The organism is Pseudomonas cerasi (genome assembly GCF_900074915.1).
Taxonomy (GTDB): Bacteria; Pseudomonadota; Gammaproteobacteria; order Pseudomonadales; family Pseudomonadaceae; genus Aquipseudomonas; species Aquipseudomonas cerasi.
In genome coordinates, this window is sequence record NZ_LT222319.1 from 536,357 (window position 1) to 548,615 (window position 12,259).

The window sequence follows — 12,259 nt, forward strand, 5'->3', positions numbered from 1 at the left end:
TTCTGTCAGTCGCCCAGTGCAATCGGGCCGATTTCGTGGAACACATCACCGGGGCCGGGGTTCTCGGCGTGAGTTTTGCCGCCAAAGTGGTTCATGATGCCCCACACAGCATTCAGCGAAGTCTGCACAGCGCCTTCGACCCACGCCGGTGTCCAGGACACATCGTCGCCGGCGATGAACATGCCGCGCTGTTCGCTGGGCATGTCCTGCTGCATGAAGTGCGCGTACATGCGCTGGTTATAGCGGTAATGGCCCGGCAGCGCACCCTTGAAGGCACCCAGGAAGTGCGGATCGGCTTCCCATGACACGGTAATCGGATCACCGATGATCCGCGCTGCGATGTCCACTTTCGGGTAGATCTTCTTCAAGGCATCCAGCGCCAGCTTCACCCGCTTCTCGATGGGCTGCGGGAGCATCTTCAGTGCATCGCTCATCCACGAGTAGGACAGGCAGATCACGCCGGGCTTGTCGTCGCCGTTATCGAACAGGTAAGTGCCACGGGTCAGCCGGTCGGTGAGGGTCATGCTCATCAGGTCGCGGCCGGTTTCCGGGTCCTTGTCCTTCCAGAACGGGCGGTCGACCATCACGAACGTCTTTGACGACTGCATGTAGCGGGTGCGGTCCAGGGCCATCCACATTTTCTGCGAGAACAGCGACTCTTCGCACTCGATCTGCGTGGTCAGCAGCCAGCTCTGGCAGGTCGTCAACACGGCAGCGTATTGCCGGGTGTCGCCCCAATTATCGGTCACCGCAAAACTGCCATCCTCGGCGCGTGCGATGCGCTTCACGCCGGGACGTGGTGCGCCGCGGTGCAACGACGACAGGCTGGTGCCCTTGGGCCAGTGCGCGCAATGCTCGGGGACGTGGCTCCACAAGCCGACCGGCACTTGCTGCACGCCGCCGACGATCAGATGCTGGTGCTCATCGCAGTTGGTCATCACCACACGGAAGATTTCCAGCATCGAGTTGGGGAAGTCCGAATCCCAGCCGCCAGTGCCGAAGCCCACCTGGCCAAACACTTCGCGGTGAAAGAAAGACAGCTTGGCGAAGGCCTTGGAGGTCGCGACAAAGTCATAGAACGTGCGGTCGTCCCATAACGGCACCAGCTTGTTCCACAGCTCTTTGAGACGCGGCACATCGCGGTCACGGATCGCCTGCTGGATGTCACCGAATTGCGAGCCGCTTTCCAGTGCGTCGGCCCAGGCGTCGGCGACTTCCTGAAACAGTGCCGGCAGGTCCGAGAGCATTTGTGCGTAGTAGGTGGTGCCTTCCAGGTCGATAACGGTGCTGCCGGACGCCGCGGTCAGCGGGTTGGGGAACGGCCTGGACTCAAGGCCCAGCTTGTCGACGTAATGGAAGAACGCTGTCGAGGACACCGGAAAGCGCATGCCGCCCAGTTCGGCCACGATGCCTTTGGCGCCTTCGAACTCCTGCGAGCGCAGGCGGCCACCCATTTTCGAGGCTTCGTACACCACCGGTTTGAGGCCCATCTTCATCAATTCGTAGGCCGCCACCAGACCGGCTATCCCGGCACCGATAATTGCCACTTCAGCGCCTTGGTTCTCCACCGGAATGCTGCCCAGACCTTTCGGGTGCTCAATCCAGTCATCGAAGGCGAAGGGGAAGTCGGGGCCGAACATGGTGATCGGCTTTTTGCCGTTGGCGGGGTGACGGTTGTTCTTCATGACGGACCTTGATGGGCAACGGCGAAAAACAACAGTCTAGAGAAGGGCGGACACGTTAATAAGACGCAAAGTGTCGTCGATATGCTGTTTGTTTGGACTAAGTGACGAATTTTCTGGTCAGTTTGTATCACTGCTTGATAGAAGCGTGCAGTTACACCGGCTGGCCGCGGTCGATCTTGCTGCTGAGGATGATCGATGTCGTGGTCTTCTCGACACCATCCACGCTGCCGATCAGGTCCAGTAGCTGGTCCAGTTGCTCGGGAGAGTCCGTGCGCAGCCAGGCGACATAATCGAACTCGCCACTCACCGCACAGAGTTGCTGAACCTGCGCCATGGCACTCAGCCGCCGCAACACTTCCTTGCCCGAGCGAGGTTGCACGGTAATGCCGACATACGCCTGCAACCCGCCACTGACCACGCGCTGGCCAAGGCGCACGCCGTAACCGGTAATCACTTTGCTGCTTTCCAGGCGCGCCAGCCGCGAGGTCACGGTGGTACGCGCGATGCCCAGTTGCCGGGCGAGCATGGCGACGCTTTCGCGCGCATTGATTTGCAGCGCGGCAATCAGCTGGCGATCGATTTCATCCAGCACAGGCGGGCGGGTATCGGGCACGGGCGGTTCCTTAAAACTTCCAGCGTTTGGCGGTCTTGGCCAGACGTGCCTGCAGGCCGTCGAGGTTGAGCGCTAACTGCTGGGTCATCAAGTGGTAGCCCTTCAGCTCGGTAGGAATGACGGCTTTCACTGGTGGTGTTTCCGGCGTCTCCGGTGTTTCGGTCGTGCGTTCCAGACGCTCGGTGGCACCGGTTTGCAGGGCGCGCGCCATGCCGATCAATTGCCGGCGAATCTGGCGGTAGTCAGCGTCCAACGATACCTTGAGCGTCTCGTCGGCAAGCTGATTCAGGTTCGCCGGGCGAATATTGGCGAGAATCTCCAGGGTGCTCAGGCACATGCGGAAGTGGCCCTGAATGGCGTCCAGCTCGACCATGGACATCTTCACTTCCTTGGACACCGACGGCAGCAGCGAGCGCAATTGCAGCATCGTGCCGTTGAGCCTGGCGGTCAGTTTCAAATGCTCATCCGCCGTCACTGGCTGGCCTTGCACAATGCGCCCGTAGACCTTGGCGCAGTCACGCAAACCACTGGCCAGGTTGTAGCGCCAGGAAAACACCGCATACAGGGGCAGGGCGAAGGAGAACGCCAGGGCCAGCGCGATACCAATCAGAATATCGACGGTACGCCACAGCCCGTCACTGATCGGGTTGTAACCATGACCGGCGACGATGAACAGCGTGATCGCCGACAGCAGCGCGGTGTAACCCCCTTTGCCGATGGCGTGATAGGCGAAGAAACCGCACATCATTGCGTAGGTCAGCAACGGCATTTCCAGATAGCCCTGCTGAACCACCACGATCAGACCGAGACCGGCACCGATCAGGGTTCCGTAGGCCCGTTCGACCGACTTCTTGCCGATATTGCCGTGGTGCTGCAAACCGCCGATCACGATCAGCATGGTCACCGATGCCCACTCACCGTGAGGCAGGTTGAGGCCGGTGGTCAGCAGGATAGTCACCAGCAAGCCCACCGCAATCCGCGCCGCGTGGATCAGCCGCGCATGCCGATAACGGCGATACGGGTCCAGCAAAGGACGCAGAACAGGGCGAAGCCAGGAGGGTATGAAAGCAGAGCGCGAATTCGTCATGCGTTAAGAGACCGCGAGGGTAGGGAAGAGATTCCCTGATTGGATGATGGCAGGCTTCAGTAAGCCACATTTTGATGGGGGATGGGTGGGGTATGTCGATGATCAGTGACGTGGCATTGCGCATTCTAGGTGTAGGAATGACGCGCTGAGGGCAGTAGTCACGATTTTTATGAGTAGTTAAGGTGTCACTTAGTGAGGCTTTATGAGGATTAACGTGCTCTTTCGTGAGCTGTTATTTTCGGGTCCACACTTCCCATGTCCGTCGGCATCGAAGGGTCGCGGCTCAATCGAGGCAATCTGCTCAGTCAGCACGCTCACTTTGCCTTGAGCAAGGAACAAGCCGAGGCGGCGCTGGACGAGGTGGCCGGTTGGGAAGCCGAACTACATGATTACTACAGCCAGTTCCTGTCCGGTGCGGAACTGGATGCTGCAGTCGATGCGACCAGTGGCGCACGTCTGAAGCGCTAGCAACTCCTTCTGCTGTGTAGGGTTCTACGGCAAGGGCCGATTGATCTGGTAACGAGTGCTGCGGCCTCCACCGGGCAGGTGAACCAGGCAGTTTTTGGCAAGCAGATCGCTTAAGTGGCGGGTAGCGGTGGCCTTCGAGACATTCGCCACTGCCTGATACTGCGCTGCGCTGCGAGGATGAGCCGATTGTGGTGATTACTCGGCTCACCGTCCAGACGTGCTCATCGGCGTCTGGTTTCGATGTCAGGCAGTCAGGGAGGAAAAGCGGATGGAATTTGATCTGCGTGTGTCGCAACACAGCGACCTGGAATCGTTACAACGCCTGTCGGCGCGGGCGCGTCACCGGTACAAAAGCATTCCTTCCTTGGCGCATGTCGCCGAAAACCCTCCGCTGGGCGCAGACAGGTTCGAAGCCTGCCGGGTGGTGGTGGCTGCCAACAGGCGCAGCGGTGACATCATCGGTTTTGCAGCCATGCGCTTGCTGGATGATTTCCTGTACCTGGACAACATCTCGGTCGAGCCTGGTGCATCCGGCAAGGGTGTCGGAAAAAGCCTGCAGGCGTCTGTCGAGGCGTACGCGCAGGTTTGCCAGCTGCACGCGATAAGCCTGACGACATTTCGCGAGCCGCGCTGGAACGGTCCATGGTTTCGGCAACATGGCTTCCACCCGATGCCAGCAGAGCGTATTGGCGATGGACTGAGAGGCGTCATGGACCGTCAGGCGCAGTCTTTCAACCCCGCGACACGCGAGACCTTGTGGCGTCTGCTGTAACCCGCACAGCAATGTGGGCCATTCGCCACCTTCGTTTTGTTGTTCAAGATTCGTACAGCCAGCCTTTGCCATATTCGCCTTGCCAGCTTGTTCTCTTGCCTCGGTGAGAGCTGCAGTGCTCCAGCCAAAATGTATCAAAACGGACATATTCCGGACACGCAACGACCACAGAATTCGCGCCAATCGCTGACGGACCGGCTCATAACCAGAAATCTCAGGCACCTCCTTCAGACGAGCTAATACCTGCTGCCATGAATAACCTGAACCTGTCGACGCTAGGCCAGAACGAACAATCGCTGGACGTGATTTACGGTCCAATCCAACCTGAGCTGCTACGTGAGGAGGTGCTGGCCGATTTGCTGGAAGCCAGTGCCCGGCGCAACCCGCAGCAAGTGGCACTGATCTTCGGCGAGCATCAGATCAGTTATGGCGATCTGGACCGGCAGGCCGATCAGGTGGCGTCTGCGCTGATCGGTGCGGGTGTTCGGCCGGGGCACATTGTCGGTCTGTGGTTGCCGCGCGGCATCGAGCTGCTGGTCATGCAGGCCGGTATTGCCAAGGCGGGCGCCGCGTGGCTGCCTCTGGATCAGGACACGCCGGTAGAGCGTCTGCAGGTTTGCCTGGACGACGCCAGCGCAGTCGGGCTGGTGTCCTGCGATGCGTTGATGCCGGTGCTGGCCGATACCGGTTTGAAGGTGTGGACTGCCGAACACCTGCTGGCGCCGACCGACGCAGCGTTGGTGCGTCGCAGTGGGGTGCTTCCCGACCATCCTGCCTATGTGATTTACACCTCCGGCTCCACGGGCAAGCCCAAGGGCATTCTGATTTCCCAGCGCAGCATCTGCCATTTTCTGCGCAGCGAGAACGCGATACTTGGCATTCGTACCAGCGACCGGGTTTACCAAGGCTTTTCCGTGGCCTTCGACATGTCCTTCGAAGAAATCTGGATCGCTTATCTGGTGGGCGCGACGCTGTGGATAGGCCCGAAGGAAACCAGCGGTGACCCCGAAACCCTGCCGCGCTTGCTGAACGAGCAGCGCATCAGCGTTTTGCATGCGGTGCCCACTTTGCTGGCGCTGTTCAGCGAAGACGTTCCCGGCCTGCGCCTGATCAATCTGGGCGGCGAGATGTGTCCTGAGTCGCTGGTCGATCGCTGGGCCACGCCGCCCCGGCAGATGTTCAACACCTACGGCCCTACCGAAGCCACCGTGTCGGCCAGCCTGGCGCGTCTGTCGCGCGGTCGCCCGGTGTCGATTGGCACACCGTTACCCAATTACGGGCTGTTGGTCATCGCCAATGACCCTGCGGTCGGAAGCACCCTGGCGCCCAGCCTGCTGCCGCGTGGCGAAGTCGGCGAGCTGTGCATTATTGGCCCTGGCCTGGCTAAGGGATATCTCGGTCGGGCGGACCTGACCCAAGAAAAATTCCTGCCGAACCCTTGGTCCACCGGCTATCACGATGCGCGCCTGTATCGAACCGGCGACCTTGCCCGGATCGACGACGAAGGGCAGGTGCAGTGCCTCGGGCGGGCCGACGATCAGGTAAAAATTCGCGGTTTTCGCGTCGAACTGGGCGAGATTGAATCGCTGTTGGCGCAACAGCCTGGCGTGGGCACCGTTGCCGTCCTGTTGCGCAACGAGGCGGGCGTTGATCAACTGATTGCTTATCTGGTGAGCGACACGTCGACACCTTCCGCATTCACGAGTCAGTTGCGCAAAACTCTGCAGGCGCAGTTGCCGCCGTACATGGTGCCGGGACACTTCGAGCTGCTCGACAGCATGCCGCGCCTCACGTCCGGCAAAATCGACCGCAAAACGCTCAAGGCCCGGCCGTTGACGGTGGATGCCAAGGCCGCCAGCGCAGAGTCCGATGTGGCGCAAACCGAAGGAGAGATCGCACTGTTTGCCGCGCTGAGCACACTGTTCCCCGGCATGCCGATCCGCCGCGATGCGGACTTTTTCACCGATCTGGGCGGGCATTCCTTCTTTGCCGCGCGTTTGGCCTCGGCGCTGCGGGCCAACCCGCGCTTCGCTCAAGTCACGGTGCGCGACATTTACCAGCATCGGCGTATCGGCGCGATTGCCGAAGTGCTGGATCAGGCGCCACAAGAGGTGGATGCGCCGGTGGACTGGACGCCTCCGTCAGCCTGGCGTCGCTGGCGCTGCGGCGTGGCCCAGGCGCTGGCATTGCCGGTCATGGTCAGCCTGCGCATGACCCAGTGGCTCGCACCGTTCTTTACCTATCACCTGCTCACCGGCTCGCCCGACGACTCTGTCGCATTGGCGACGCTGGCGTCGATCTCGGTATTCCTGATTGCTACCGTTCTGCAGTTTTTCATCGCGCTGGCAGCCAAGTGGCTGATCGTCGGCCGCCTGAAGCCTGGGATCTATCCGCTGTGGGGCGTTACCTATTTTCGCTGGTGGGCCGCAGACCGCATGGTCGAGTCGGCGCCGACTTATCTGCTGAGCGGCTCCTCACTTTATCCCCTGTGGCTGCGCGCACTGGGCGCGAAGATCGGGCAGGACGTGATTATTGGCGGCGCTACAGTACGGGCTCATGACCTGCTGGAAATCGGCGACGGGGTCAGCGTCGGCAACGGTGTCAGCTTCGAAAATGCGCGCGTCGAGCGGGGCCAGTTGCATCTGGGCCGTATCGCCTTGCAGGACAATGCCTGTGTCGGCTCTTACGTGATCATGGAAGGCAATACGGCTGTAGGCCCGTGGGGGCATCTGGAAGCCCAATCGGCCATGGCCGATGGTCGGGAGGTTCCGGCTGGGCGCATCTGGCAAGGCTCGCCAGCGCGTGATGTCGGCGCGTTCGATACGCTCGGCCAACCTGCACGGCCTGTGACCAGCCCGGCGCGTTTGCGGGCAGAAAAGCTGTTCTTCGTGTTCGGCGTTCTGCTGGTCGCGACGCTGTTCTTCATCCCGGTCTTCCCGACCTTTTTCCTGATTGACTGGTTCGACACGCAGAACGTCTTGCCATGGTTCGAGGGCAGCGGACCATTGGGACAACTGGCGCGCTATTTCCTGCTCGCGTTCCCGGCCAGTGCGGTGCTGATTGTCGCGACTGTTCTGGCCTCTGCCGCATTGCGCTGGGTCGTCTTCCCACGCCTCAAGCCGGGCCGTTATGAGGTGCACAGCAATACCTACTGCGCCAAGTGGCTGATCAGCCAGATTCAGGAAGCGAGCCTCAACGTGCTGTCCGGCATCTATGCCACGGTGTATTCGCCCTTTTGGTATCGACTGCTGGGCGCGAAAGTAGGGCGCGACGCCGAGATTTCCAGTGCACAGGGCGTCATCCCGGACATGCTGACCCTGGGCGATGAAACCTTTATCGCGGATGCGGTGATGCTCGGTGATGAGCGTATCGACGGCGGCTGGATGACCATGCAGCCCACGGTCGTGTCGCATCGCAGCTTTGTCGGCAACGGAGGGTACATCGCGGACGGCACGGTACTGCCGGAAAACGTCCTGATCGGCGTCCATTCCTGCGCGCCGCACAACAGCAAAATGGTCGACGGCGACACCTGGCTGGGCTCACCACCGATCCACCTGCCTGCCCGCGAGCAGGTGAGTGGCGCTCCCGAATCACTGACCTTCAAGCCTTCACCGCTGCGCCGCCTGGCACGAGGACTGGTCGAAGGCGTGCGCATTGTCACCCCGCACGCGGTAGTGATCGCCGTTGGCTACACGGTCATGCTTGACCTGATGCCTCTCGCCGACGACGAGCGCTGGGGCGCGGTGCTGGCCTACCTTGCAGTGATCGGCGTGGCGTACAGCGTGGGTAACTTTCTGCTGATCGCGGCCCTGAAATGGCTGGTGATGGGCCGCTATCGCAAACGCGCTGACCCGATGTGGACGCCCTTCGTATGGCTGTCGGAGGGTATCACCAGTCTGTACGAAGGCATGGCCGCACCGAACTTCATGCGCTACCTGCGCGGCACACCGTGGTTGCCGCTGGCGTTCAATGTGCTCGGCTGCAGGATTGGTCGCGGGGTTTACATGGACACCACCGACATCACCGAATTCGACTGCGTCAGCATCGGCGCAGACAGCGAACTGAATGCCGGCGCCTGCCCGCAGACCCACCTGTTCGAAGACCGAATCATGAAGATTGATCACGTCAGCATCGGCGAGCGCGTGTACATGGGGCCACGCAGCGCCGTGCTGTATAGCGCTGTCGTCGGCAACGATGCGCACCTTGGCGCACTGACCCTGGTGATGAAGGGCGAGCATATCCCTGCCGCCAGCCGATGGGCCGGTTGCCCCGCGTCACCGGACAGGGCATGAAGTGCGGGGCGAGCTGGGTATTCGATGAAGATGGCCGGCTCGCCCCTCCAGAGTCCTTCCCTTGGCAGAATGTATTGCTGGTCAGCTGCGTCACCAGGCCAGGCTGTGCAAGAGATGAGGCCAGAAACCGCATTCGGGCTTGTGTGCGTACCGCCGTGGAACAGTGGCTCGAATTGCCATCCGGGGCGATCACGTTCATCAGCGCCTCAGGTGTCGCGCCGCGATTGCTTATCGACGGGCTGCCGGAGCCCGGGTTTTCCATCAGCCACGAAGCCGGGTTCTCTCTTGCTGCCGTCAATCTCCACGGCGCAGTGGGCGTGGACTTGATGCAGGTTCAGGCGGTGCCGGACTGGCATGCTGTCGCGCAGGATTATCTGGGGGCTGAGGTTGCTACCCGTCTGTCAGGCATGCCCGAGTCGATTCGCCCGATTGCGTTCGCCAAGGCATGGTGCAGGCGCGAAGCGTTTTTGAAGTTGCATGGATTGGCGCTCGATGAATGGACAGCACAGGGAGGGTTGCAGGGTCTGGGGGTTGAGGTTGAATTGGCGGAGGGGATGGTTGGAGCGGTGGCGTTGAGTCAGGTTTTGATGGAGTACATGAATCAGGCTGAGCGGCGCACGGCACCTTGATTGATGCGCTGCTGCCAATCGAAGATGAATGCACGAATGTTCTAGACGTCACCTTCTGACGTCAGCGATAACCAATCGCTTTCATCGATTCAGGTGTTTTATGCCTTCCACACACTGGATAGACCTCGCTCGCGACCTTGATACAGGCATCGAGACGCTGCACGCGCACTTTCAGGGGCATGCCTATGATCCCCATTGGCATGACAGCTATCTGGTGGGCGTTACCCGGCAAGGTGTGCAGCAGTTCAATTGCCGCCGTCAGCGCCATGCCAGCACGCCCGGGCAGGTGTTCACACTGGAGCCGGGAGAAATCCATGATGGCAATGCCCCGTGCGCCGAAGGGTTCACCTATCAGATGCTGTACCTGGACCCGCATTGGCTGAGCCGGGAGCTCAGTGGGTTGTTCGAACAGGCTCCCGACCAGCATCTGCCTTCTTTCGCCAACACCCTGCAAACCGAATCACGGCTGGCTCACGCGGTCACGTTCGCTTTCACGGCGCTGCACCAAAATGAGCTACGCATCGTTCGTCAAAGCGCGTTGGATGAATTACTGGCGCAGCTCATTGATCGGGTGCAATGGCGACGCATGACCGATCCCGATCCGCGCTTGCCGCAAGTGGCCTTGCGGGCGAGGGATTATCTGCACGCGCATCTGCATCAGGACGTGGGCATGAACGAGTTGGCAGCTGTTTGTGGCGTCGACCGCTTTCGCCTGACGCGGGCGTTCAAGGCTGCCTTCGGCCTGCCGCCTCATGCATATCTGGTACAGCTGCGCCTGGCCAAGGCTCGTCGAATGCTGGCAGCCGGAATCTGGCCCGCTCAGGTGGCCAGCGATCTGGGCTTCGCTGACCAAAGCCATCTGGGCCGCTGGTTCATGCGCGCCTACGGACTGAGCCCGGCGGCCTATCGCTTGCGCTGCTCAAACCTTCCAGACTGATCCTGTGGTATGTCGCAGCATGGGCTTTTCAGCCCTGGATTGCCGATCATGCTGCCTTTCATACTGTTCGCCTTCGTCGCCTCGATCACCCCCGGCCCCACCAACATCCTGGTATTAAGCAACAGTGCCCGCTTCGGCTGGCGCGCCGTTGTACCGTTGATTCTGGGAGCCTGCACCGGCGCTGCACTGTTGGTGTTGCTCGTCGGCATGGGTATCGGCCACTCACTGCTCGCGATCCCCAATGCTCAGCGCGTCATGGCATGGGTCGGCGTGCTGTGGCTGACCTGGCTGGCCTGGAAGATAGGTGCCAGCCCGACCGACTCAATCGAGCGGCAAAACAGCCTGCCGATGGGCTTTATCGGTGGCGCAGCACTGCAAGTAGTAAATCCCAAGACCTGGGTCATGGCGCTGGCGGTGGTCAGTGTATTCAACCAGCGCAACCCGGTGTCTTACCTGGCGCTGGTGTTCTTTCTGATTTCCTTGCCCTGCCTCGGCAGCTGGGCGCTGATGGGCGCAGGCTCGACCCGCTGGCTCACATCGCCTTGGCGAGTGCAGTGCATGAATCGAGTGCTGGCGGTTTTGTTGCTGCTGGCGGCGTGGATCGGTTTTATGGACAGTGTCTGAACGTGTGCGGTCTGGGTTGGCAGCAGGCACGCGAGGAGTCGGCTTCATTTCAAATCAAAGGCTGCTCTTGTCGAGCAACTCGACTATTTGCTTGTGACGTGAGTTTTGCTCTTCAACTTGCTGGTTTGCTCTGCGGTCGTCATCTCTTTTCACCGCAGAGCTTATATGGCGTCAGATTATTCCGGTGCTTGCGCGCCGCTGGTCCTGGACAGCTCAGCAGGTCGTGTTGCCGCATTGAAGAAGGCCAAGTGATAGGCCAAGCCGACGAACACCGCGCCGCCCACCGCGTTACCCAAAAATACCGGGACGAAATTGTCGCCGAACTGCGCCCAGCTCAAGGCGCCGGCAAAGATCGCTGCAGGAATGACGAACATGTTGGCGACGATGTGCTGAAAGCCGATCGCGACGAATGCCATCACCGGAAACCACATGCCGACCACTTTACCGATCACGTCCTTGCTCGCGTAGCTGAGCCACACCGCCAGGCACACCAGCCAATTGCAGCCAATGCCGGAGATGAACGCCTGTTCAAAGCTGGCCCCCACCTTGGCATTGGCGATGGCCACGGTCTTGGCCATGAATGGGCCTTCAGTCAGCCCCACCACATGGCCGAAACAATAGGCGACGAACAGCGCGCCGATCAGGTTGGCCAGCGTCACCAGTACCCAGTTGCGCACCAACTGACCCAGACCGATACGCCCGGCGAATAGCGCCATGGGCAGGCTCATCATGTTGCCGGTCAGCAACTCGCCACCGGCCAGCACCACCAGAATCAGCCCGACCGGAAACACCACAGCGCCAAGCAGATTGCCCAGCGACGCCCACTCGTGAGGGATCATGGTGCTGACATGAATATCGAGAAGAAACCCGAGGGCGATGAAAGCCCCTGCCAGAAAGCCCAGGATCATCAACGACGGCAGGCTCAGGTGGGCCTTCTTGACGCCGCTTTCGACGGCAATTTCAGCGATTTGCTGCGGGGTGTTCAAAGACATGGTGGGCTCGTGCGTGGTCGTGGGCTGAGCGGGGGGGATTAAAAGCTCAAGCGGTGCGCGCATCTGTCGCACCGGGAAACAACGTTACGGAATGTTTCGGAGGATGGCTAATCGGATGTTTTGATCGGGTGATTGAGAGGGTCGATGACCGGGCAGGTTT

The 12,259-nt window shown here is 60.6% G+C and carries 10 protein-coding genes and 1 pseudogene; 6 read left to right on the forward strand and 5 right to left on the reverse strand.

The genetic code is table 11. The annotated features are described in order from the left end of the window. Nucleotides 1-5 precede the first annotated feature (5 nt). The 3 genes from PCPL58_RS04880 to PCPL58_RS04890 all read right to left on the reverse strand — a co-directional run bounded on the left by PCPL58_RS04880 (nt 6) and on the right by PCPL58_RS04890 (nt 3,385). Entirely contained in the window at nt 6-1,685 is a 1,680-nt protein-coding gene (locus PCPL58_RS04880; RefSeq protein ID WP_065348929.1) for a flavin monoamine oxidase family protein, read from the reverse strand. A 151-nt stretch (nt 1,686-1,836) separates the two neighbouring features. Further along, nucleotides 1,837-2,298 carry an Lrp/AsnC family transcriptional regulator gene (locus PCPL58_RS04885; RefSeq protein ID WP_002555556.1) on the reverse strand — a complete coding sequence of 154 codons (462 nt, stop codon included), beginning with the start codon at nt 2,296-2,298 and terminating at the stop codon, nt 1,837-1,839. Between the two features lie 10 nt (nt 2,299-2,308). Next, the gene (locus PCPL58_RS04890) at nt 2,309-3,385 is read right to left on the reverse strand and encodes an FUSC family protein (protein WP_065348930.1); all 1,077 of its coding nucleotides are present in this window, start codon (nt 3,383-3,385) and stop codon (nt 2,309-2,311) included. Nucleotides 3,386-3,640: 255 nt separating this feature from the next. On the opposite strand from PCPL58_RS04890, the gene PCPL58_RS04895 reads away from it, so the two are divergent. Then, nucleotides 3,641-3,853, forward strand: a complete 213-nt coding sequence (locus tag PCPL58_RS04895) for a hypothetical protein (protein ID WP_024650575.1) — start codon at nt 3,641-3,643, stop codon at nt 3,851-3,853. Nucleotides 3,854-3,877: 24 nt separating this feature from the next. Here PCPL58_RS04895 and PCPL58_RS30690 read toward each other — a convergent pair. Then, nucleotides 3,878-4,024 (reverse strand): annotated as a pseudogene (locus PCPL58_RS30690) (DUF4172 domain-containing protein); the annotation flags it as partial. A 97-nt stretch (nt 4,025-4,121) separates the two neighbouring features. On the opposite strand from PCPL58_RS30690, the gene PCPL58_RS04900 reads away from it, so the two are divergent. From PCPL58_RS04900 to PCPL58_RS04920, 5 genes are all read left to right on the forward strand, one after another. Beyond that, nucleotides 4,122-4,625, forward strand: coding sequence for a GNAT family N-acetyltransferase (locus PCPL58_RS04900; RefSeq protein WP_065348931.1), 504 nt, complete (start codon nt 4,122-4,124; stop codon nt 4,623-4,625). 251 nt (nt 4,626-4,876) lie between these two features. Next, nucleotides 4,877-8,917, forward strand: coding sequence for a Pls/PosA family non-ribosomal peptide synthetase (locus PCPL58_RS04905; protein WP_065348932.1), 4,041 nt, complete (start codon nt 4,877-4,879; stop codon nt 8,915-8,917). Then, nucleotides 8,914-9,546 (forward strand): 4'-phosphopantetheinyl transferase family protein, encoded by a 633-nt coding sequence (locus tag PCPL58_RS04910; RefSeq protein WP_065351000.1) that lies wholly within the window; start codon nt 8,914-8,916, stop codon nt 9,544-9,546. Before PCPL58_RS04905 ends, PCPL58_RS04910 begins: the two co-directional genes overlap by 4 nt. A 100-nt stretch (nt 9,547-9,646) precedes the next feature. Then, entirely contained in the window at nt 9,647-10,483 is an 837-nt protein-coding gene (locus PCPL58_RS04915) for an AraC family transcriptional regulator (protein WP_065348933.1), read from the forward strand. A 48-nt stretch (nt 10,484-10,531) separates the two neighbouring features. Next, a complete protein-coding gene (locus PCPL58_RS04920; RefSeq protein ID WP_065351001.1) occupies nt 10,532-11,107 on the forward strand; it encodes a LysE family translocator in 576 nt (191 codons plus the stop codon). A 176-nt stretch (nt 11,108-11,283) separates the two neighbouring features. Here PCPL58_RS04920 and PCPL58_RS04925 read toward each other — a convergent pair whose 3' ends face one another. Then, a complete protein-coding gene (locus PCPL58_RS04925) occupies nt 11,284-12,099 on the reverse strand; it encodes a formate/nitrite transporter family protein (RefSeq protein WP_065348934.1) in 816 nt (271 codons plus the stop codon). Nucleotides 12,100-12,259 lie beyond the last annotated feature (160 nt).

Excerpts from the sequence above, each read along its gene's own strand:
- PCPL58_RS04880 (WP_065348929.1), bottom strand. The coding sequence starts at position 1,685 with ATGAAGAACAACCGTCACCCCGCCAACGGCAAAAAGCCGATCACCATG.
- PCPL58_RS04890 (WP_065348930.1), bottom strand. The coding sequence starts at position 3,385 with ATGACGAATTCGCGCTCTGCTTTCATACCCTCCTGGCTTCGCCCTGTT.
- PCPL58_RS04895 (WP_024650575.1), top strand. The coding sequence starts at position 3,641 with ATGTCCGTCGGCATCGAAGGGTCGCGGCTCAATCGAGGCAATCTGCTC.
- PCPL58_RS04900 (WP_065348931.1), top strand. The coding sequence starts at position 4,122 with ATGGAATTTGATCTGCGTGTGTCGCAACACAGCGACCTGGAATCGTTA.
- PCPL58_RS04905 (WP_065348932.1), top strand. The coding sequence starts at position 4,877 with ATGAATAACCTGAACCTGTCGACGCTAGGCCAGAACGAACAATCGCTG.
- PCPL58_RS04910 (WP_065351000.1), top strand. The coding sequence starts at position 8,914 with ATGAAGTGCGGGGCGAGCTGGGTATTCGATGAAGATGGCCGGCTCGCC.
- PCPL58_RS04915 (WP_065348933.1), top strand. The coding sequence starts at position 9,647 with ATGCCTTCCACACACTGGATAGACCTCGCTCGCGACCTTGATACAGGC.
- PCPL58_RS04920 (WP_065351001.1), top strand. The coding sequence starts at position 10,532 with ATGCTGCCTTTCATACTGTTCGCCTTCGTCGCCTCGATCACCCCCGGC.
- PCPL58_RS04925 (WP_065348934.1), bottom strand. The coding sequence starts at position 12,099 with ATGTCTTTGAACACCCCGCAGCAAATCGCTGAAATTGCCGTCGAAAGC.